General features: G+C 48.0%; 12 protein-coding genes and 1 tRNA gene. 1 reads left to right on the forward strand and 12 read right to left on the reverse strand.

What is annotated here, in order from left to right; translation table 11 throughout:
- Nucleotides 1-417 precede the first annotated feature (417 nt).
- The 3 genes from NYP69_RS03720 to NYP69_RS03730 form a co-directional block, all read right to left on the reverse strand.
- Nucleotides 418-10,056 (reverse strand): fatty acid synthase subunit beta domain-containing protein, encoded by a 9,639-nt coding sequence (locus NYP69_RS03720; protein WP_473412935.1) that lies wholly within the window; start codon nucleotides 10,054-10,056, stop codon nucleotides 418-420.
- 235 nt (nucleotides 10,057-10,291) lie between these two features.
- On the reverse strand, nucleotides 10,292-11,944 hold the full coding sequence (locus tag NYP69_RS03725; protein ID WP_473412936.1) for an acyl-CoA carboxylase subunit beta: 1,653 nt from the start codon (nucleotides 11,942-11,944) through the stop codon (nucleotides 10,292-10,294).
- Nucleotides 11,941-13,788, reverse strand: coding sequence for an acetyl/propionyl/methylcrotonyl-CoA carboxylase subunit alpha (locus NYP69_RS03730; RefSeq protein ID WP_473412937.1), 1,848 nt, complete (start codon nucleotides 13,786-13,788; stop codon nucleotides 11,941-11,943). Before NYP69_RS03730 ends, NYP69_RS03725 begins: the two co-directional genes overlap by 4 nt.
- 150 nt (nucleotides 13,789-13,938) lie before the next feature.
- On the opposite strand from NYP69_RS03730, the gene NYP69_RS03735 reads away from it, so the two are divergent.
- Nucleotides 13,939-14,586, forward strand: coding sequence for a biotin transporter BioY (locus NYP69_RS03735; RefSeq protein WP_172539708.1), 648 nt, complete (start codon nucleotides 13,939-13,941; stop codon nucleotides 14,584-14,586).
- Between the two features lie 671 nt (nucleotides 14,587-15,257).
- On the opposite strand, the gene NYP69_RS03740 is transcribed toward NYP69_RS03735, so the two are convergent.
- The 9 genes from NYP69_RS03740 to rplU all read right to left on the reverse strand — a co-directional run bounded on the left by NYP69_RS03740 (nucleotide 15,258) and on the right by rplU (nucleotide 22,632).
- Nucleotides 15,258-16,172, reverse strand: a complete 915-nt coding sequence (locus tag NYP69_RS03740; protein WP_473412938.1) for a biotin--[acetyl-CoA-carboxylase] ligase — start codon at nucleotides 16,170-16,172, stop codon at nucleotides 15,258-15,260.
- Nucleotides 16,173-16,249: 77 nt separating this feature from the next.
- Entirely contained in the window at nucleotides 16,250-17,071 is an 822-nt protein-coding gene (nusG, locus tag NYP69_RS03745; protein ID WP_116438677.1) for a transcription termination/antitermination protein NusG, read from the reverse strand.
- A gap of 28 nt (nucleotides 17,072-17,099) precedes the next feature.
- Entirely contained in the window at nucleotides 17,100-17,315 is a 216-nt protein-coding gene (gene secE / locus NYP69_RS03750) for a preprotein translocase subunit SecE (RefSeq protein WP_004111941.1), read from the reverse strand.
- A gap of 38 nt (nucleotides 17,316-17,353) precedes the next feature.
- Nucleotides 17,354-17,429: transfer RNA gene (locus NYP69_RS03755), tRNA-Trp, on the reverse strand.
- A 182-nt stretch (nucleotides 17,430-17,611) separates the two neighbouring features.
- On the reverse strand, nucleotides 17,612-18,904 hold the full coding sequence (locus NYP69_RS03760) for a pyridoxal phosphate-dependent aminotransferase (RefSeq protein WP_473412939.1): 1,293 nt from the start codon (nucleotides 18,902-18,904) through the stop codon (nucleotides 17,612-17,614).
- A gap of 201 nt (nucleotides 18,905-19,105) precedes the next feature.
- Nucleotides 19,106-20,251 carry a glutamate 5-kinase gene (gene proB / locus NYP69_RS03765; protein WP_116286100.1) on the reverse strand — a complete coding sequence of 382 codons (1,146 nt, stop codon included), beginning with the start codon at nucleotides 20,249-20,251 and terminating at the stop codon, nucleotides 19,106-19,108.
- 10 nt (nucleotides 20,252-20,261) lie between these two features.
- The gene (obgE, locus tag NYP69_RS03770; protein ID WP_115761708.1) at nucleotides 20,262-21,926 is read right to left on the reverse strand and encodes a GTPase ObgE; all 1,665 of its coding nucleotides are present in this window, start codon (nucleotides 21,924-21,926) and stop codon (nucleotides 20,262-20,264) included.
- 112 nt (nucleotides 21,927-22,038) lie between these two features.
- Complete coding sequence (gene rpmA, locus NYP69_RS03775; protein WP_004106248.1) at nucleotides 22,039-22,290, reverse strand: 50S ribosomal protein L27; 252 nt, start codon at nucleotides 22,288-22,290, stop codon at nucleotides 22,039-22,041.
- A gap of 33 nt (nucleotides 22,291-22,323) precedes the next feature.
- Nucleotides 22,324-22,632: a 50S ribosomal protein L21 gene (gene rplU / locus NYP69_RS03780; RefSeq protein ID WP_004111933.1), complete on the reverse strand. Its 309-nt coding sequence runs from the start codon at nucleotides 22,630-22,632 to the stop codon at nucleotides 22,324-22,326.
- Between the last annotated feature and the right edge of the window lie 24 nt (nucleotides 22,633-22,656).

Consider the following 22,656-nt stretch of genomic DNA (forward strand, 5'->3'; position numbering starts at 1 on the left):
AGCCATTATAACACTTTTGCAATTTTTACAAAAGTCAAAAATATAACTGCGATATTAGTCACACATATAGTGCGAACCCGCACAAACTTGTAGTGCGTTTGTACCTAATTTACGGCGTGTTGCCATACAAACGCACTACAAGATTACGCAGATTTCACCAGGCTATGTGGAGATTCGAGATTTTTCGCAGCGAGCGAGGCGTTTCGCTCGCGCGGTCTAAGCGCGCTAACGTCTTCGCCGCACGTAAAGTCCACTGGACTTTACGTTTGAGCGGCTCAGCGCGCCAAATTGCCTTCGCGCGCTACGCTTTAAGCGCTCTGGCAGGTTGGCGCGCCTGCGAGGAGAGAAATACTCAAACCTCGCGCAATACCAAGTAAGGAAACCGCACTACGCTCTAAACGCGAAATCGTCGATTCGTCAGCAATAATAGCCGCTTGCATCTAGGCGAGCATCTGGGTTTAGCAGCATAGCTTTTTCTGCTTCATGCCCATCGTAGCGAGATCCATCTGGCATGCGCGTGCCGTCTTTAAGCAAACGGCGATTTTCCACAGGCTCAAACAGTTGCACATGACCCATCATGCCCTCTTGCAAAAGTCGATGGCCCGCAGCCAAACGCGCATTTGCCTTTGCTCGCCACTCGTTAAGCGCATCCACGCCAGCGCTAGACGCTACAGCCGCCTCAAACGCACCAGGATGCACAAGCGCCACGAATCCGCTAACGTGCCCGAATCCAAGCGATGTAGCAAGAGCCGCTTTAACAGAGCCAATGTGAATCCTCTTTCGCAACCAAACCATGTGGTCGTCGCGCGCAAGCTTAGGATCCACGCAATCAAGAGAAGCGTTGATTGGGACCCAACCACTTCTAAACAGCTGAGTCAAGCCATTAATCTGGAACACGCATGCGCCACCCTTTGCGTGGCCAGTAAGCGACTTTTGGCTAATCACAAATAGCGGATTTCCGCTTGTGCGCCCAATCGCGTGTGCAAGCGTATTATGCAACTCGGACTCGTTAGGGTCGTTTGCGTTTGTAGACGTATCGTGCTTAGAAACAACAGCAATATCGTCTGGTGTAACGCCAAGAGCCGCCAAATCGTGCACAAGCTTGGAATCGCGGCCGCCCAATCCTGCAGCGAGCGCACCCAATCCTGGAGCTGGAATCGAAGTGTGAATACCATCCGCGTACGAGTGAATAAATCCAACTACACCAGCAACAGGCAATCCAAGCTTAAGCGCAATATCTCCTCGCGTAATAAGAATCGTGCCGCCGCCTTGCGCTTCCAGGAATCCTCCGCGCCTGCGATCGTTGGCACGCGAGAAGAATCGCGGATTTATGCCCTTTTCGTACATTTCCTCGCTGTTTGCAGTAGCGTTCATATTGCCAAAGCCAACCACAGATTCAACGCCAATATCGTCAATCGCGCCTGTTACAACAAAGTCGGCTTTGCCAAGCGCAATCTTATCAACGCCTTCTTCTAGCGAAACTGCAGCAGTGGCGCATGCCGATACTGGCTGAATCATGTTTCCATAGCCGCCAATATACGTTTGCATTACGTGCGCTGCAACAACATTTGGCAATGCTTCTTGAAGCACGTCTGTAGGAATTTCGTGATTTAGGAATCTATCCAAATACAGCTTTCGCATAGACGTCATTCCGCCAAATCCTGTGCCTTGAGTCGATGCAACAAGAGATGGATGCACAGCTTGCAAAATTTCCGAAGGCGTAAATCCTGCGCAAATGTAGGCATCAACAGTAGAGACTATGTTCCAAAGCGCAATCGGATCTACGCTTCCAACCATCGAAGCTGGAATACCCCACTTTAATGGGTCGAAGCCCTTAGGCAATTGCCCACCAACAGTGCGCGTCATGGCTGCTCGCCTTGGCACGCGAATCATGGATCCAGCTTTGCGCGTAACAATCCATTCGCCAGACTCTGGGTCGCTAGAAATCTCTGTGTGCTCTTCGTCTAGCGCCACGTATTCGCGCGCAATTTGCTCTGTAGCAACGTTGAAAGATACATCGTGGTCGAGGAAGATTTCGGCTTCTTCTTCGTTTGCTCCGTCTTTGTAGTCGCTGCCCATACCAGTCTCAAACGGCCTTATTCCCGAGCGAGCCACTACCTCATCGCGATACTTTTCTGCAATGTCTTCTTCTGGCACAAGCATGCCTTCCGCATCGTACCATCCTGGCTTTGGCGAATCTTGCCAAGTTAGCAAGCCCATGCTCCAAGCCAATTCCAAAACAGCGCCTGCACAAAGCGAAACCGTTCCGTCATCTTGGATTGACTGCTCGGCACCAAAGCGCGTACGACCAGAACCCCAAGGGCCAATCTCGCCAACAGAAACTATAACGATTTGGTCTTGCGGCTTTGCTGTTACGTTCTTCCAATCTTCCAAGTTAACGCTTGCTTGAGTTGGAATATTTGGAGATGGAAGCGCCTTGTTTAGAGACTTGACTTCAGACTTGATTGAAGAATCGTTTGAAGCATCCTGATTAGCCTGCTTACGACTATTCTCTTGCAAAGCTTGAGCTTTAAGTTCGTTCAAATCAAGAGGCTCCGAGCCTAATCCACCTGTTAAATCAACGTCTAGAGGCGCCTTTGCAGCAAGATTACGCGCATCTTTAGTGCACAAATCAAGCAAAAGATTCGCCATCTGGCTTGTTGTAAATGTTTTTAAGCCACGGCTTTCAACAGCTTCCACAAGAGGATCATTTGCACCCATTAAGCCAGTTCCACGCACCCAGCCAATCTTTGGATGAGCAAAAGTTACGCGATTCGACCACACTTTTTCTGCATGCGCGCGGTTAACAATGGCGTCAAATGCGCTCTTGACTTCGCCATAAGCTCCGTCGCCGCCAAAAATACCGCGATTAGGCGATCCTGGCAACACAACGTGCATACAATGCTTTACATCTGTATCTGCTCCGATTTGAGCAAATCCTGCGATTGCGCGCTCAACACCCCAAAGCATAAGCCTGGATTGCGATTCAAAAAGCGCACCAGAATCCGCCAAAGTTCCACTAACTGGCGGAGCTGCAAATGGGAAGAACAGAGTTGGATTGTAAGCAGGCTTCAAAATGGTAGTTGTAGCGCCACTAACCTTCTTAGAAACTGTGCCAACCCACTTTACAAGAGCGTCAACATCTCTATAACTAGACAAGTTTGCTGGAACAAGCCACAATTTAGCCGAAGCTGTTGCGTGAAGTCTGTAGGCTTCTTTAGCCCACTTTTTTACACTCGGCTTAAAGCTGTGAGAAGTGGCAATAACCGTAGCTCCGCCTTCTAGAAGACCAGTCACAACTCGTGCTGCAATCGAATTTGGCGCAACGCCTGTTACAACAGCAACGTCTCCTTCAAAGCAATTCGAGAAGATTGGCGAATCGTCTCCATAATGCTCATGATTGCGCGACTTTGGCAAATCGCCAGTAGACTTTAGCGCATCTTTTGCAACTTGCTCAAAAATAGAAGACAATACGCTGAACTTATTATCGTTGCGATTATTACCGTTGAATTTATTATCTTTGCACTTTTTAGCAAACCACTCAGCTTCGCGAGCGGTTGCGCTCCCTAATCCAACAAAGCTACCGTAGCGGTTCAAAATTTCGCTAACGTGCTCAAGATCTTCGGAATTATTTGCGCAAGAATCATAGCCAGAATTGTAGTAGATACGCGCCAAATCTTCGCGAGCACTAGCCCAGCGGTCGTCGAAAAGAATCGCCTTGCGCTCATCAAATCGAGGCTCCACCTGCTTTGGCCAATCCGCTCCAAGCTCAGCTTCTACCGCTGCAACAACAGCCGCATTTTCATCCGCTTCATCTTTTACTTGAGGAGTCTCAACACCAAGCTTTGCTAGCACAAACTTAGCAGTGGCAGCCAAAACGCCATCCGCGCCAACAACCTGCTGTGCAAAAGCGTCAAGCGCTGCAGAATCAACAACCGCGCCACCTGCAGCGCCAGATCCTGCAGAACCTGGCTGAGCAAGAGTAATTCCGTGCTGTTTAGCAACTTGATTAATCGCAGAATCAATCAATGCTTGAGCTGCAGAAGCGTTCTTTGCTGGCTGCGTAGAAAGCTGCGCCAAATCGCCTCCGCGAACGCTTGCACCAGAGCGCGTTTGCAAAACAAGCGCCGCCAAAACGTGCGCACGCCAGCCTTCGCCAAGCTTATAGACTTCCGTAATTCGCTTATCTACTTGAGCAGGCTTTACACCAGCTGCACCAAAAAGCGACCTCAAACTTTGCCTTACAATGTCGCTAAGAACGGCACCAAAAGCCTTGTAGCGAGGAGCTGCAGAGTTTACTAGCTTGCTAAGAGCGCTCATTGGAGCTTCCGCAGCACCGTCCACGCTAGGCACGCCAAGCTCGGAGCTTATGTCCATTAAAAGCTGGTTTCGCCTAGAAGATACGCCGTTTGTTAGCGTATCCGTTGTGTCGGCAGCGCCAATTTGGTCAGCGCGAATCTTAGCACTGTATGCAATCAGCATTTCAATAGCGTCCGACGCCTTAAATGCAATATCTGCAACAGAATCAGATGGCACATTTGGCACTGCATTTGATGCATTTTGCACATTTTGCGCAGAATTATTTGCATTATTATTTGCATTTATTTGAGCAGACGCAGCACTTGCCGTTGCGGTTGCTTGTGACTTTTGTGCGGCCTCTTGGGAAGAATCGCCAGCAGCCGCCTGCTCATTAACCGCGCTTTCATCGTCTTCAAAAACTTCTGGCACAAGCGAATCTGTGTCTGTTTTATAAACACGACTCTCGTCTCGTCCAACGTTATAAACAGCAACACGCTGACTACTAAACTCTGGCAATGCAAGCGTTTTTGCACCAAGATTTGCCAAAGTTGGAGCATTCGCTAAACCAACTTCAACGTATTCTTCTACGCCTAATCCGCCGCAAGAAGTGCTAGAGAACATAAGCGCTTGCGTTTCAATCCAGCGAACAGGGGAAGCAAACTGCCAAGAAAGAAGCTCCGTAAGAAGCAATCTGCCAAGCTTTTGCTCGTCTGCAGCATAAGAATCCCAAGTTGCATCATCTTGTAAAGCCGCTTCAATTCGCTCTGAAGGCACAACGTCTAGAATCTTTTGCGCAAATTCGCGCGTAAGCTCAAACGGGCATGCAACCAAGTTTGGAATGTAGCGTCCAACAAGCACAGAGTAATCAATATGCTTTGGAAGAAGCGAATCCAGCTTATCGCGGAACTCTGGCACACCTTTTCTAAGCAGCTTGGAATGGAATGGCACGTCAATTCCTGGAACCAAAATAAACGGCGGCTTTCCACCATATTCTTTAGCACGCTTAGCGGAATCTTCGGCCAAAGCTTTAAGACCTTTTATTGTTCCTGCAATCGCATACTGCTGACCTGCCAAATTGTAGTTTACGATTTGCAAGAATTCGCCAGTTTGCTTAGAGATTCCTTCAACATACGCGTTTACGCCATCGTCTCCTACGCCAAACTGGTTTGGACGCAAAGCTCCCATTCTATAGTTGGATCGGCCTTGCGCATCTCGCTCAATCAAATGATGCATTGTAGATCCGCGGTGAAACACGAGCTCCAACACGGTTTCTAGCGGAATAATTTGAGCGAAAGAGCTTAGCGCATTGTATTCACCAAGCGAATGGCCAGCAAAGTAGGCAGGCCAAATATCGCATCCAGCTTCACGCAAGCGAGCAGTTTGTGCAAAAGCAACAGTAGCGAGCGCAACTTGCGTAAATTGCGTTAAGTTAAGCAAGCCTTCTGGGTGACGATACGTTACGCCATTTGCTGTTAGTTCCTTAGGATTATCTCGAACAACAGCAAGAATTGAGAATCCGAGCTTTTCGCGAGTAAGCTTATCGGCGCGCTGCCAAGTTTCGCGCACAGCTGGCGATTTTGCGCGCTCATCTAGCGACATACCTTGCTTTTGAATACCCTGACCCGGGTATACAAAGGCGGCGCGCGGCGAGCCTGTAAGAGCGCTGGCCTTAGACACAACTTGCCCATTTACGCGGCATGTTACTTCTAGCGCAAGTCCTGCACGTCGAACTTTTCCTACGCGCTCAACAGTTATCTCAACCTTATCGTTAAGCTGCACCATGCCGTACATGTTGTACGTCCAGCCAATCAACTCGTAGCGCGCGCCTTTTTCATCCAAGGCTTGCGCAACGTGCTGAGCTGCCGCCGAAAGCCACATTCCGTGCACAAGCGGCGCTTTAAGCCCAGATATTGCAGCGCCTCTGTAAGAAGTGTGAATTGGGTTAAAATCGCCAGAAGTGCGCGCAAACGCCGTCATGTCTTTAGGCGCGCTCAAAACAACTCTTCTAAGCATTCTTCTAGGAGTTGCATCTACATCATATTCGTGCAAATCCGCGGCAGCTCCGTATTGCGCAGCAGGCTTTGGCAGCGCTGCACTGTAGCTGCGACCGCGAATCGCAAATCGTTCTGTTTCGTGAGCTAGATGCGTTCCGTCTTGCGCATTGTGAATTATGTGTATTGTCACTACTCGCCCAGAAGCTGATTCGGCGTAATCTTCTGCCCAACCAGTGAGGTTTATGCGTGTTCCAACATATTTTTGCAGGTCGTCTGTAGATACATCTAGTTCTATTAGGTGATCTAAATGAACTGCGTTAAGCAAGCCTTCGATTACTGGGTACCCGTCTACCATTACGGACCCCAAAGCAGAATAAATTGTTGGCCAAGCAGGACCAACTAGCGCGTCTGGAACAATTCTAGACGGCTGCAATCCGCCCGAAAGTCGCCCAGCTGTAGCAGATTCGTGATCGATTCCAAGATTTCTAGAAAGCGTGTACGAAGACTTTACTACGCCAAATGGCGCTTCTTGCGATTTGCTGCTTTCATCTACTTTAGGCATTTCGCTTAAAGCATCTCCCGTAATCGCAACGTTTCCAATGCCTGCTGTAGCTGCAAGCATCTTATAAACGTGCTTTGGCAAGCGATCTCTATCTACTACTGGCACGCCCCCTGCGCGATTTGCATCTACAATAAGCGGAATCACAATGCTTCGCACAGCATGATTCTTATTGCTATTATCAGCCTTACTTGAATCGTTAGCGCTTGAATCGTTAGCACTTGAATCGTTGCCGCTTAAATCATCCCAGAATGTGTCTAATTTAATATCTAAATCAAGCTTAATTACGCTATCTTCTTCACTAACAACGCTTATAACGTAGTTTTCGCTATTATTTTGCGTTTTATAAGCAGGATTAGAAGTTAGGTGACCAATCCAAGATATATTCGGGCATGCGCGCACGTATTCTTCAACATTTTTTGCGCACGCGATTTGACTAAACGCGCTTTGACTAAACGCGCTTTGCGCAAGAGAAACTCTAGAATCGCCAGCAACCGAACGTTTTATAACCGCATCTTCAAATCTTCCCAAAATATCTGCGATTGGCTCATCCATTGTTGTTATTCCAGCAACAGAAATCGGCCCTGGAATTACGCGAACAGCATCTGCCGAGTAGCGCGAATCTTCCGACTGCCAAAGCTGATCTTGGCCCCACCAGCGAAGCAAATCGTTGTCGATTACTGGCACAAACGGCATTGGCTTAGGGTATTCGCGCACCAAAGTTGGGAACCATGCTGCATCCATTGGAATAACGTTTGTTTGCGCTGCATCTGGGAACTTTTCAATAAGATTGTTCAAAGCTTCTTGAGGATTTTCAAAAATGATTTTAGAAGAAGGCAAGCTTGACTCAAATTCGCCAGAATCTTGCAACGCAAAACGCGCTTCGATTCTTTTAAGCAAATGAGCGTATCGATCCGCATACGTGGAATCTGCCCACGGGTAGCATAAGTCGAGGAATCGCTGGGCAAATTGCTGGTATGTCATGCTTTCAACATTGCCAAAATATGGCTTTGCTGTTGTGTTAAGAGCAGCAATAACCTCGTCTTTACGTAATTCAAGCTCTTCTGGATGCTTCATCATGTGCACAAGAAGCCTTCCACAGCGCGCAGACGCATTCTCAATCTCGTAAATATCTGCGTGCAAATGGCTTAATCCGCTTGTTACTCCGCCAACAACCTTTCCAGAAGGCACCCAGCGCTCGCCAATCGGAGCAAACGGATCTTCACTTGCGCCAAGACCTTCCACACACGCATCATTTGCTTCTGTAATTCCAGGCGTCTCCACCAACATGCGCTTAACTTGCGCGCTTGTGTGCGCTTCCTTTGCCGTCATTGCTGCAGTGCCAATCATCACAGCATCTACTGGCATATTTGGCAAGTCGTACTTATTGGACCATTCGCCACTAATGTAGTCGGCAGCTCGCGAAGGAGTGCCGATTCCGCCACCTGCTACAAGCACCAAATTATTGCATTCGCGCACTTGAGCATAAGTGCTAATAAGCAAATCGTCTAGCGACTCCCAAGAGTGGTGCCCGCCTGCAGATCCGCCTTCTACTTGCGCAATAATCGTTGCTGGCTTAACAGCTTTTGCAATGCGAATAACTTGACGAATCTGCTCTACTGTTCCTGGCTTAAAAGCAACATACGGGAATCCGTCTTCTTGAAGAGTTTTAACAAGTTCCTTCGCTTCGTCTAGCTCTGGGATTCCTGCAGAAATAACAACGCCGTCGATTGGCGCTCCCGAAGCGCGCTTTTTTGGAACTATACGCTTGGCGCCAAATTGCAAATTCCACAAATAGCGGTCCATAAACATTGCGTTGAATTCTACAGTTGCTCCCTCTTTTAGCTGCTTTTGGAGCATTTCAACATGCTTGTTAAACACTTCTTCTGTTACTTGGCCACCGCCTGCAAGCTCCGCCCAGTATCCCGCGTTTGCAGCAGCCGCAACGATTTGCGGGTCTACGGTTGTTGGAGTCATGCCTGCAAGAAGAACAGGAGCCTTGCCTGTTAGCTTGCTAAACTTTGTAACTACTTTGCGCCCTAATGGCGTTTCCACTACGCGTGGTGCAAAATCCGCCCAGCACCCCGTTCGCAGAGAATTTGCGGAAGAAGCATCCATTGTAGACGCATTAGCGCGATACGCCATTGTTCCCGCTTCTACAATTCCAGCGCCACTTCCCTGAACTAGCACGCTTGTAAGCTTTCCAAGCACTTCTCCAGGGCCCATGTCGATTATCCACAAATCTTTAGCAGATTTGCCCAGATTTGCCAAAGTCTTTTTGATTTGACTTGCCCAATCCACTTGTTCTACTAAAACTTGATTTGCAAGACTTCTAGTAAGCTCGGCATTTAATCCAGCTTCTTTTGCCCATTTTTCAGCGTTATCTAACGCTTTGCTCATCATTGGCGAATGGAATGGCACTGTAACGTCTAAGTACTCTGCGATTGGCGCAAAAACCGATCCGCCGCGCATCTTCATATCTCGTAATTTTTTAGAATGAGCCGCTTCTTTTTGCGCTTCGCTTAAAACGGCCTCCATGTCTTGCGGATAGCCCGATAACACCATGTGATTTCGCGAATTTTTAACTGCTATCGAAACTTCGGCACGCTTACGATCCACGCGCGAAATCAAAACTTCTGCCTGTTTTTGAGTTACGCCTTTTAAGGAAAGCATTGGAGTAGCATTGACGTTTGCGCTTATTTCCAAAAGACGCGCTTCGCGATCTGCAGCCGCTCCGATTATGTATGCAATCGCCAAAAGTTCCGCGATTTTGCTTTGCGCTGCCTGCCAAGAGCCAGCCTCTAATCGCGCTTCTACCATTTTTGCAGCAATCACGCCTTGAGAATGCCCAAGACTTGCGATTGGCTTGCAAACTTCAAAATTGTACCCAAGATTTGTAAAATCGCTAACAGATGCAAGCTGCGCCAATGTGATTCCTGGAACGCTTATTTGCGCGTCTTGCGTTCGATCGTTTGCAGATTCTAAAGCGTCAAATACGTTTATGTCTTTTCCTGCGTTTGCTAAAAGCTGCGCATATATGTTGTTTAGAAGTTTTTTGGCGCAATTGTTATACTCGCGAAGCTGCGCGTTTAAGTCTTCATCTTTTTGCGCGTCTTTTAACGCTTGAACCCACGGCGTGGATTGCCCTGCAAAAACTAAAATATGTGGATTTTGTGCAAGCTCATCAAATAAGTATTTTGTCATTTTATTTCCTTTGTTTGTGGGTTTACGTTTTAGTTTTAAGATTTGTGTTTTGTGTTTTGATTTATTTGTGACTTTGATTATTTGTGACTTTGATTATTTGTGACTTTGATTATTTGTGACTTTGATTATTTGTGACTTTGATTATTTGAACTTGTTGCTAGTCGCGTCCGCGGCTGCTTGCGACTTTTGCGCGGCTGCCAAATCATTCTCAAATCACCCTAAAATCACCCTAAAATCACATTGGCTGGTTTCCATGATGTTTCCCCGTTCTCGAAACGCGTTTTTTACTTCTTAAAATCTTCAAAGAATTAGCAATAACATCTCTTGTTTGCTCAGGATCTATCATTGCGTCAATCTGGCCAGTTTCCAGCGAAAGATTCGCGTTTACAGTGGTATTTTCGTAATCTTCAACAAGCTTTTTTCTTAAAGCGTCAACATCTTGTCCGCGCTCTTTTGCTTTTTGCAAATCCTTGCGATGAATAATGTTCACAGCTCCTTGAGCACCCAAAACCGCTATCTGGCTGGTAGGCCAAGCATAGTTAAAGTCTGCGCCCATAGACTTTGAGCCCATTACAATGTATGCTCCACCAAAAGCCTTGCGTAAAATCACGGTAACAAGCGGAACTTGCGCGTTTGCGTACGCGTAAATCACTTTTGCGCCTCTGCGAATAATTCCAGCGTGCTCCTGATCCGATCCTGGCTTGTATCCAGGAGTGTCTACAAGAGTTACAACAGGAAGATTAAACGCGTCGCACAATCGCACAAATCGCGCTACTTTTTCGGAAGAATTAACGTCTAAAATTCCCGCGTTTACCTTAGGCTGATTTACCACTATTCCAACAGGATGCCCGTCTATGCAAGCAAAACCAACAACCGCAGATGCAGCATAAAGCTCTTGAACTTGCACAAATTCGCCATAATCTACGATTGCGCGAATAACGTCTAAAACGTCGTACGGCTGGCGATCATTGCTCGGAACAATAGTCGCAAGCTGCTTAGCAGTTTCTCTGTCTGCGCGAGTGGCAGCGTATGCAAATGTTGGTGGATTTTGATTGCAATTTTGCGGCAAATAAGCAAGGATTGTGCGCGCGTAGTCAATGGCGTCTGCCTCGTCTTCGCCCAAATAGTGAGCAACGCCCGAAGTGGAGTTATGCACATACCCACCACCCAAATCGTCCATGCTAATCGACTCGCCAGTAGCTGCCTTAACAACATCTGGACCAGTTACAAACATGTTGGAATGCTCGCGAGTCATGATTATAAAATCCGTAAGAGCAGGGCAATAAGCTGCGCCACCAGCACAAGGTCCTAAAATCAAGGAAATTTGCGGAATTAAACCGCTTGCTTCACAAGTTTTTTTGAAGATTCTGCCATATTGCGTAAGCGCGTTAACGCCTTCTTGAATGCGAGCGCCGCCCGAGTCGATTAGCGCAACAACTGGAACTGCAAGCTGCAACGCCATGTCTAGAAGATGACAAATCTTCTGGCCTTCAGCGCGTCCAAGCGTGCCGCCACGAACGGAAAAATCCTGCGCATACACGGCCACTTTTTTGCCGTACACTTCGCCAAAGCCAGTGATTACAGCGCATCCTGCAACATCGTTATTTATGTCTCCGCCGTTAAAGCGGCCGATTTCTTCAAACGTGCCCGTATCAAAAAGCAAATCCAAACGCTCTCTGGCAGTGGATTTTCCCTTTGCATGCTGGCGTTCTAAAGCATTCTGCTCGGCATCTCTAGCAAGGCGAGCCGCGTGTTCTACGGCTGCTTTTCCGCGCTGAGGCTGCGTAGTTTGAGTAGACTGAGTAGACTGCGCATCTTTATTAACTTGCGTATCATCTCTATTAACATCTTTTGCAACTTGCGTATCATCTTTAGTAAGCGCACTCATTTTGCACTACCGCCTTTAGTCACGTCAATTGTTACAAGCTTTTCGCCTGCTTCTACACCATCTCCAGGCCCTACAAAAATGCCCGTAACTACACCAGCTGCAGGTGCATAAACGTAGTTTTCCATTTTCATGGATTCAAGAACAGCAAGTAGGTCGCCTTTAGCTACGCTCTGACCTTCCGCAACATTCACGCGCGTAATCACAGCTTGCATTGGAGCAGAAATCACGCCAGGAGCGTCCTTTGGCATTTCCGACTTGTGAGTATCTCCTCTTAAGCCTCGCCCTCTAAGCGGCTGCGATGCGCGAACCGTGCTTCTAACTCGTGCAGAACCAGTAAGATTGTCTACAATATCTTGCGGAATCGTAAGTTTTACGCGCTTATTATCTACTTCTATTACAAAAGACTCCATTTTAGTTGGCTTATTTTGCGCGTCTTCACCAGACTTATTGGAATCCAAAGAAGCAGGCTGTCCGCCATTTGCCGCTGCAGCAGTGCGGTTCAAATACTTGCGCTCAAGCCATTTTGTAGAAATATCAAAATCGTGATCTTGCGCTGTAAAATCAGGGTCGTTAAAAATCTGATCAAAAAGCTTAGCAGGAGTAGGCACTCCCTCAATGCAAAGCTCCTTAAGCGCGCGCCTTACGCGAGCAATTGCCGCATCGCGATTTTGCGCCGTAACAATAAGCTTGCCCATCATGGAATCGAATTTTGGAGACACGCTATCTCCAACTTCTACGCCAGAATCCACACGAATTCCAGGACCAGATGGCCACTCTATTTTTGTTAGCGTACCTGCGCTAGGCGTAAGATTCGTTGCTGGGTCTTCCGAAGTGATTCTAAGCTCAAAACTGTGCCCGCGCGAAGGGTGATTTTGCGTAAGCTCGCCGCCGTCAGCAATCGTAAGCTGTTCGCGCACAAGATCTAGTCCGCTAACTTCCTCACTAACTGTGTGCTCAACTTGCAATCGTGGGTTCACTTCCAAGAAGTAAACTTTGTGTTGAGATGTCACCATATATTCGCACGTGCCCAAACCAACGTAGTCAACAGCTTCAAATAGGTTACGAGAATATCGGTGAAGCTGCGCGTCCTCGTCATCGGTAAGGAATGGCGCTGGTGCTTCCTCAACCAACTTTTGGTTTCGGCGCTGCACCGAGCAGTCGCGCGTGGAATATATGGTGAAGTTTCCATGTGAATCGCGGCCAACCTGCGTTTCCACATGCCTGGCCTTGTCTATAAAACGCTCAATAAAGTACTCGTCAAGGTCGCCGCCTTGCAAAGCGTCGTGGTTCATGTAGAATCCGCGAAGCTCATCATCGTTGTGCACAACGGTTATTCCGCGGCCGCCGCCGCCATCCGTGCGCTTCATCATAACTGGGTAGCCGTGCGTTTGCGCAAAAGTCAGCAATTCTCGAATGTCTTTTACTGGCTCCGATATTCCTGGAACGGGCGGCACTTTAGCGCGAGTTGCAACGCGCCGCGCGGTTATTTTATCCCCCAAATCAATAAGCGCTTCTGGCTTCGGACCAATCCACACAGCGCCAGCATCAATCACCTTTTGCGCAAAACTCGCTACTTCCGATAAAAATCCGTAGCCAGGGTGTACAGCATCCGCGCCGCTTTTATGCAAAATGTCTATAATCGCGTCTTCGTTTAAATAAGTGTCTCTGTACGTGTCTCCGGAAAGCGCGTACGCTTCGTCTGCCATTTCAACATACTGTGCTTGACGGTCGGATGCCGCATAAATAGCCACAGTTGGGATTCCCATTTCTTGGGCAGTGCGAATCACTCTAAGCGCGATTTCGCCGCGATTTGCCACAAGTATTTTTTTGATATTCGTAACCATACGTTACAAGTTATAGGAAATTTGGCTTATAGTATCCGTGAATTTGAACAAAACATTATGCGATTTTTTGTAAACTTCTCCAACGCGCGCTGCCCGATTCTTGTCTAATCTTTGATTCAGCAACGAAAAACAATACGAAAGAAGGATATCGTGGCTAATTTTGAATCAAACTCTGGCGCAAACTCTAATGCAGTTGCATCTAAGGCATTTGACATTAATCGTTTAGCTGTTCCATTTGCTAAGGCATTTTTGTTTACTGTTCTTATTAGCGCTGCCACTATGGCTGGCGCATTGCCAATTCCTGGAACTCCTGTTCCTGTAACTTTGCAAACTTTGGTTTTGGCTTTGGCAGGTCTTACTTTGACTTGGCGCCAAGCCGTTAGCTCTGTGCTTATGTACCTTGCGATTGGTGCTGCTGGAATGCCAGTGTTTGCAGGCGGAAAGAGTGGCGTTGTGGCTTTTGCAGGTCCTAGCGTTGGATTCCTTGTTGGATTCGTATTCGGCGTGGCTGCGATTGCGCTTGTAAAGTCTGCTCTCGAAGGTGTTGTTAATGCTGCTATGCCAGAGGATTCTGTTGCTAAGAAATTTGCACGATTTGGCGCGTATTTTGCAGCGTCTGTTGTTGGTTCTCTTGTGATTTACGCATTTGGATTTGTAGGCCAATCGCTTATGATGCACTTGCCTGTTTGGGCAATCGCCGTGGCTTCTACTGGCTTTATTGTGGGCGATATTATTAAGGCTGCAATCGCTAGCGCAGTTTGCGCAGGATTGTATGGCGCGTTTAAGCACAACGCGTGATCGTGAAGCGTGATTATGCGTGATTATGCGTGATTAATCGCAAGCGCAACGCGCTAACTATTCCAAGACCGCAGTCTCGTCGCTGCGGTCTTTTTTGCATCCAAAAGCAAGATCACTTTGACTCATTTTCGCGCTCAGGCAGGTCATGTCGTTAGCGCGGTCTAAACGCGCTAACGTCTTCGCCTGCGTTGAAAGCACACTGTGCTTTCAACTTTGAGCAAGCTCAGCGCGCCAAATTGCCTTCGCGCGCTACGCTTCAAGCGCTCAGGCAGGTCGTCGCGCAAGCTAGGTAGAGATTCGAGATTTTTCGCAGCGGATGAAGCGAACCTCAGCATGAAATGGTGATTCGCTGAAGCAGCAAGAAAAATCGAGAATCTCAGGCGATTAAGCAATACGTAATTGTTCAAGCACGTAAGAGGGCTGGGTGATTCTTGGTCGAACAGTATAAGAGCGGCAGCCGATATTAGACAACCCAATGACACACACATACAAACAAACTTAAACCAAAAACAAAAAATCAAAGCCAAATCGGAACAACCGCAACAGCAGACAACACGCAAGAGGCGGAGCGTTGTGAGACAAGAAACACCCAGCCCTCCTACAACACTAGGCGAGGAAAACCGTTCGCGCGTTACAGCGCGCTCAGGTAGGTTGTCGCGCCCACGTTTGTATCAAACACTAAGCGCGTGAACATCGCCCGTGTGCACAATCGCAGATTCTCCCGAGTCTTTAAGAATCAAAAGCGAAGCATCATCAGTAACGCTCTGAGCAATGCCTTTAACGCATTCGCTGTTGTTTAACTCGCTATTAACTTCTGGCGCATACACGCTAACTTTGCGCCCAAGAGTCCAGCAAACTGCGCTAATTTCCTTACGCAAGCACAATGCGCTTTGTGCAGGATTTTGAACAAAACTCGCTAGTCTATTGTTTAAGTTTTTCGCTAAACGCTTAGCAATAATATCCCTTAACTCCATAGCGTCTGGAAGATTCGCGTAATGCATTTGTAAAGATGTTGCCTGCTCAATTGGAAGCGACTCTTTAGACACATTAAGATTAAGGCCGATTCCAAAAATAACGCCAATATTTTGTTGCGAAGATTCATGATTTTCAACATAGCTATTATTTGCAATAGCTGCGATTTCGGTTAAAATTCCGCCTTCTTTGCAATCGCCAATAAAAATGTCATTTGGCCATTTGATTTTTATTTCTTGACCAAAATCGCAAATTTTATTTTCGCAATCGCCGATTTCGCCGACTTCGCAGATTTTGCGCGCACCAACTTCTTTAAGCGCGCCAATCAACGCGTCTCTTGCGCAAAGCCCTGCAATCATAGGCAGCCAACCGTTGTATTTTGAATCCATAACAACGCTTTTTGGCAAAATAGCACCATAAGATGCTAGAAAGCTTTGCCCCGATTCGCTAACCCACTTGCGACCAAGACGGCCTCTGCCAGCACTTTGATTGTTTGCAATAATCGCACAAACAAGCGGATTCAAAATTGAAGAGCTTTCAAAATCGCAATTAAGAAGCTCTTTTCGCGCAATATTTTGCGTAGAATCAACAGAGTCTAAAAAGATAAAATTCATCGAGAATTAAATCCCTTAAAATCCATAAAATCGCCTAAAAGCCTAAACCTATTTAATAGCTATTTAAACAACAACTATCAAACAATAGGCTCTACCTGGTCAAAGCCAAGCTCCACAGGGGTCTCTCTGCCAAAGATAGAAACAAGAACTGTAAGCTTTTGCGTTGTAGGATCTACGTCCGAAACTACAGCAGCCATAGTTGCAAATGGGCCGTCTGTAACTGTAACTTGATCGCCAACCTTGTAAGCAACTTCCACCTTGCGCTTGCGAGCAGCAGCTGGCTTATCTCCAGCCTTCTTCAACGCCTCAGACGCAATCATAGGAGCCATCATATCAATAACTTCCTTGCGGCTAAGAGGCGCTGGATCCTTAGATGGGCCAACAAAACCAGTAACGCCTTCAGTTTCGCGCACAATGCGGCGAGCATTCTCGTCTGGCCACATGCGAATAAGCACATATCCTGGAACGCGCACACGGGTAATAACCTTCTTGCCCTTGTCTGTGTGCTTTTCAACCTCTTCCATTGGAACTTCAATCTGGAAAATCTTATCTTCCAAACCAAAGCTTTGAACGCGAGATTCAACGTTAGTTTTAACGCGCTTCTCGTAGCCAGAGTAGGTGTGAAGAACGTACCACTTGCCTTCAAGAGTTCGCAAAGTCTTGGAAAACTCGGCGACTGCAGCGGCGCCAGCGTCTGTAGGATTTACGTCTGCAGAATCTTCGGAATCTTCAGCAGAATCAGCAGAATTGTCGGCAGAATCAGCGCTATTTTCCACTGGCGAATCGCCAGCAACCGTAGATTCAGCCTGCTCAGGCGCATCTGCAGCAGCAGAAGCTGCATCTAAATCAGCAAAATTCTCTACAGACTCAACATTTTCGAGATTCAACTCGTCAGTCATATTTGCACACCCTCAAAATTCGTTTAAATCAGCCAAACAGCCACATAACGGACTTGCCTAAACCGAAGTCCATAACAGTGACAAAAACCATCAAGAAAATAACAAAAATAAACACGGAAGCAGACCAAGCAAACAACTCTTTGCCGTGTGGAGCTACGACTTTGCGCGTTTCGTCAATAGTTTGCTTAATGAACATGCCAATACGCATGAACAAATTTGGCTTCTTCTCTTTTGCCTTGGCCATGCTTGAATCCTTCGTTTGAAAATTGTTAACAATAAAACTGGCAGGGACGGCGGGACTCGAACCCACAACCTACGGTTTTGGAGACCGTTGCGCTACCAATTGCGCCACATCCCTAGGTGAACTTGCTAATCATACCTTAAAAAGATTGACTTGGCAAAACCGCCGAATATTCATGATAGCGGAAGGGCAAGATTTAAGGGGTTTTATTATGATTAGCGAGTGTCGCTAAACGCGCGGTTGCTGGCGATTATTGCGCGCGTAAAAACGCGCATCCGCACTAAAACGCACAACCACACTTAAAACGCGCTGCCGCTTTCAATCCACTGCTTCATGCGCCTCATGCCCTCAGCAAGCTGACTATCCGCCAAAGCGCACGAGAATCGCAAGTAACCAGGCGCGCCAAAAGCCTCGCCAGGAACAGCAGCAACATGCGCTTCGTCAAGAAGCATTTGTGCAAACACAGACGACGTGCCTGGAATCTTAGAATCCTTGCCAAGTGGGCGCTCAAGCAGCGCCTCAACGTTTGCAAACGCGTAGAAAGCTCCGTGCGAAAGAGGGCAAGTTACGCCTTCCATACTGTTTAACGCTTGCACAATCGCCTTGCGACGAGCGTCGAAGGAATCACGCATTTTTGCAACTTCATCTAATGGTCCGCCAACTGCTGCAAGAGCTGCGCGCTGCGAAATATTAGAAACGTTAGACGTCATGTGGCTTTGAAGCTTAACCGCGGCTTTTGTGACCTCAAGTGGCGCAACCATCCATCCAACACGCCAACCTGGCATTGCGTAAGTTTTTGCAACGCCATTCAAAACAAGAAGCTGATCGCGCACTTCTGGCACTTCCACGCCAATGTACGAAGTTTTTACGCCATCGTAATGCAAATGCTCGTAGATTTCGTCGGAAAGCACCCAAATATGATGCTTTACGGCCCATTCGCCAATCGCGCGAATTGTTTGCGCGCTCCAAATAGCGCCTGTTGGATTAGAAGGCGAAGTTACAATAATCGCACGCGTGCGCGGTGTGCGAGCCGCCTCAATCGCCTCAATATCTGGCTCAAAACCGCGATCCGCTCCAGACATAACAGGCACAGGAACGCCTCCTGCAAGTTTTACTGCCTCTGGGTAGCTTGTCCAATATGGCGCTGGGATTATAACTTCGTCGCCGTCGTTTAGCAAAATCTGGCATGCTTCGTAAACAGCCTGTTTGCCGCCATTCGTTACAACAACTTGATTTGGGGAAACATCGTAGCCAGAATCGCGCTTAACTTTGCGCGCAATCGCCTCGCGCAATTCTGGAAGGCCAGCCGTAGCTGTGTACTTGTAGTTTTTTGGGTCTTTGCATGCGGCGGCTGCGGCTTCCACAATGTAGAGTGGCGTTGGAAAATCAGGCTCGCCTGCGCCGAAGCTAATAACGTCGATTCCTGCGGCTTTCATTGCTTTTGCTCTGCCATCTACAGCAAGGGTTGCACTCGGTGCCACTTTGTTAATGCGATTGCTCATAGAGCGCCATTGGGAGTTTGATGTATTTGCTGCGATTTGCTGCAAACCTTCTGCGATTTGCGACTTGTTTGCTGCGATATTTTCTGCCATACTTACAGTTTAGCCATTACACGTTATTTCCCGATTTTGCGCATAAATTGGGTAGAATTTGGTACAATCACACTACAGTTTTGTTTGTTTATGTAGTGCGATTGTATTAAAAAACACCGAAATCAAGTACAATCGCACTACAAGGCAGGTCGTCGCGCAACCCCAAAACAAGGAAAGCGCAAATCGATTGCAATTAGAAGATTATAAAAGCACAAGATTGTCGCGATGAACCACAGGATGCGCGTATTGCCGCCCCAAAGTGGCCTCTAAATCGTCCGTAGTAAGACCCATTACCTGCGGTATCTCGTCTGAATCGAATGCAACTAGCCCTTTAGCTAAGTGGTTTCCATGCTCATCATCAATCCACACTGGATCGCTCGCACAAAAATCGCCAGTAACTCCTACGATTCCAGCAGCCAACAGGCTTGCTCGCCCTGCGCAAACTGCTGCAGCAGCACCAGAATCTACAATAATCGCACCATGCGGATTAGACGCAAAACCAATCCAAAGTCTTCTAGAAGACGCGCGCGAGTTTAGTGGCGCAAAAACGGTTCCAACCGAATCGCCAGCTAGCGCACTCTCCGCGCTACTCGCACACGTCAAAAGCGTTGGGATTCCAGAAACAGCAGCAATATGCGCCGCATCCATCTTGGTTACCATTCCGCCTGTACCAACGCCCGATCCGCTTTCGCCAACTTTAATATCGTCTAGCGCGCGCGTAACATCTGCAACAAAGCTAACCCGCTTGGCACCTGGCTCGCTGGGCGGAGCCGTATAAAGCGCGTCTACGTCTGTTAAAAGCACCAGCGCATCTGCACGAACAATGTTTGCAACAAGCGCAGCCAGCCTATCGTTATCTCCAAAACGTATTTCGTTACTAGACAAAGCATCGTTTTCGTTTACGATTGGCACAACGCCTAATTCCAGCAGCCTAAGCATTGTGCGTTGAGCATTGCGGTAGCGCGAAGGACTTATAGTAACGTCTGCCGTTAGCAGCATTTGCCCTACTTTTAGACCATATTTTGCAAATGCTTGCTCGTATTGCGCCATAAGCAAACCCTGACCAACCGAAGCCGTAGCTTGCTGCGTTGGAACGTCTTTTGGCCTAGAATCAAAGCCGAGCAGCCCAAATCCTGCTGCGATTGCGCCAGAAGACACAAGCACAACATGCGCGCCGTTAATTTGCGTGCGACTAATGGCATCTACTAGCGAGCGCAACTTTTGCACATCTAAGTGACCATTTTGCGAAGTTAGCGAGCTAGACCCCACTTTTACGACTATTGTGCGCGCATTGCTAATTGAACGCCGAACCCCGTTTTCGGTAGGCTCAATTGCTTTATTAACCATTATTAATCAATTACTCTCCACGCCCAAATAGGCTCTGCTCATCGTGTTTATCGTCATCTACCGATGGATCTGCCCAATGCCCTTGCTTGCGTTCCGCCATCATAGCGTCTCGCACGGCACTCTTTGCATCCATCATTGTGTGGTAGTCGCGGCGGCGCTCCGCATTAGTGCGCCTTGCGCCACGCGGGTCATTTGCCTCAAGTCGCAAGTCTTTTCCGCGCGCACCAAGGCTTGCGCCATCCAAACCTTCCGCGCCTGCTGCAATGCTTGGATCCCAGTCGAAGCAAACCATGCGGTTTCCGCGGCCAATCCTAATCTCGTCTCCTGGTCGCGCGCCCTTCTTGCGCAACTCGTCTTCTACGCCAAGCTTCGCTAAGCGATCCGCCAAATAGCCCACTGCCTCGTCGTTGTCGAAGTTTGTTTGCACAACCCAACGCTCTGGCTTAGCGCCTGTAACAGTAAACCAAAAGTCGCCATTTTTGTCTTCTTCTCGCTCGATTGTAAAGTCGCTAGCACTTCCGCGCCCATCATCTCTGCGGCGTCGTAATGCTGGCTGCTCAAGCGGCTGAATAACAACACGTTCTTCTTCTCGCGCAGCCTCTTGCTCGGCAAGCTTTTCGCGCATACTAGCCACCATCTTTCCAAGCGCAAAACCAAGCTCTTTCAAGCCTTCGTGAGAAGCAGTAGAAATCTCAAAAACTGGCATGCCCATTTTTTCAAAGTCGCTTCGCACAAATTCTGCCAACTCTTTTGCTTCTGGCACATCAATCTTGTTGAGCACAATAATTCGCGGACGCTCGGGAATTGGAATCGCTCCAAGCGGCAAATCAAGCTTGTTTGCGTATTGAGAAAGCTCATGTTCCAAAGCCTTATAATCGCTGATTGGGTCGCGATTTGGCTCCAGCGTTGCACAGTCGATTACGTGCGCGATTATTTCCGTGCGCTCAATGTGACGCAAAAATTCTAGACCAAGTCCTTTTCCTTCGGAAGCACCTGGAATAAGCCCTGGCACGTCTGCGATTGTGTAGCGGTATTCGCCAAAGCTGACTACACCAAGATTTGGAACAAGAGTTGTAAACGGGTAATCTGCGATTTTTGGCTTTGCAGCGCTGATTGATGCTACAAGACTTGACTTTCCTGCAGATGGGAATCCAACTAGCGCCACGTCTGCTATCGACTTTAGCTCTAGGATTACGTCTCGCTCTTCGCCAGGCTCGCCAAGCAGCGCAAATCCTGGAGCGCGACGCACCTTGTTTGCAAGAGCTGCGTTTCCAAGGCCGCCAGCACCTCCTGCTGCGACTACGAACGTGTCTCCTACGTGTTGCAAATCCGCCAAAACGTTGCCTGGCTTTTTTTGCGCGCCCGATGCGCCCTTTGCCTCAAAAATCACGGTTCCAACTGGCACTGGAAGTATAAGGTCTTCTCCTTTGGAGCCGTCTTTTGTATCTCCCAAGCCCATTGTGCCACTTTGCGCTACTCGATGTGGCATAAATCGGTAATCAAGCAAGCTATTTGCATTGCGATCGGCTACGAATATAACGCTTCCGCCATTGCCGCCATTGCCGCCATTTGGCCCTGCAAGTGGCTTGTATTTTTCTCTACGCACGCCTGCGGAACCGTTGCCGCCGTCGCCGCCTTTAACATGTACTGTTACTCGATCTACAAAATCGCTCATAACTTTTACCTTACTTGATGCTCAATACTCGCAAGATTTGCCCTATGAATTCGCGCGCTAACAAACAAAAAAGCCGCACCGAACGGGGTGCGGCTAGAAGATTATTGGTTACTCAGGCGGTAACTACGTCTACAACCTTGCGATCGCGACGAATGCCAAACTTCACATTGCCGTCTACCAAAGCATACAGCGTGTGATCCTTGCCCAAAGCAACGTTCTGTCCTGCATGGAACTTTGTGCCGCGCTGGCGAACAATAATGTTTCCAGCCACAACAGCTTCTCCACCGAACTTCTTAACGCCAAGATATTGCGCCTGTGAGTCGCGACCGTTGCGCGAGCTGGACGCACCCTTCTTATGTGCCATCTTGCTGTCCTTTCAGGTTTATAACACCGTCAATCAGGCGATGGCCGTGATCTTGACGAGAGTCAACTTCTGACGATGACCCTTGCGGCGAGCCACGCCAGTCTTGTTCTTATACTTCATAATGCTAATCTTTGGACCCTTAGCTTCGTCGTTAAGAACTTCTGCCTTAACTGTGATCTTTGCAAGATCCTTAGCGCTTAAGGTCACCTTAGCACCGTCAACAACGAGCGCGACCGGGAATTCCACGGTATCGCCCTTCTTTGCATCGAGACGGTTTACGAGGATGGCGTCTCCAACCTCAACCTTCTCTTGATGGCCACCGGCCTTCACAATCGCGTACATAATTCGTTCCTTAGCTAAATTGAA

This window comes from Gardnerella sp. c17Ua_118, from assembly GCF_055804255.1.

Bases quoted from the DNA above. Each gene is read 5' to 3' on its own strand.
- NYP69_RS03725 (WP_473412936.1), bottom strand. From the start codon at position 11,944: ATGAGTGCGCTTACTAAAGATGATACGCAAGTTGCAAAAGATGTTAAT.
- NYP69_RS03720 (WP_473412935.1), bottom strand. From the start codon at position 10,056: ATGACAAAATACTTATTTGATGAGCTTGCACAAAATCCACATATTTTA.
- rplU (WP_004111933.1), bottom strand. From the start codon at position 22,632: ATGTACGCGATTGTGAAGGCCGGTGGCCATCAAGAGAAGGTTGAGGTT.
- NYP69_RS03740 (WP_473412938.1), bottom strand. From the start codon at position 16,172: ATGAATTTTATCTTTTTAGACTCTGTTGATTCTACGCAAAATATTGCG.
- proB (WP_116286100.1), bottom strand. From the start codon at position 20,251: ATGGTTAATAAAGCAATTGAGCCTACCGAAAACGGGGTTCGGCGTTCA.
- rpmA (WP_004106248.1), bottom strand. From the start codon at position 22,290: ATGGCACATAAGAAGGGTGCGTCCAGCTCGCGCAACGGTCGCGACTCA.
- NYP69_RS03730 (WP_473412937.1), bottom strand. From the start codon at position 13,788: ATGGTTACGAATATCAAAAAAATACTTGTGGCAAATCGCGGCGAAATC.
- NYP69_RS03760 (WP_473412939.1), bottom strand. From the start codon at position 18,904: ATGGCAGAAAATATCGCAGCAAACAAGTCGCAAATCGCAGAAGGTTTG.
- secE (WP_004111941.1), bottom strand. From the start codon at position 17,315: ATGGCCAAGGCAAAAGAGAAGAAGCCAAATTTGTTCATGCGTATTGGC.
- nusG (WP_116438677.1), bottom strand. From the start codon at position 17,071: ATGACTGACGAGTTGAATCTCGAAAATGTTGAGTCTGTAGAGAATTTT.
- obgE (WP_115761708.1), bottom strand. From the start codon at position 21,926: ATGAGCGATTTTGTAGATCGAGTAACAGTACATGTTAAAGGCGGCGAC.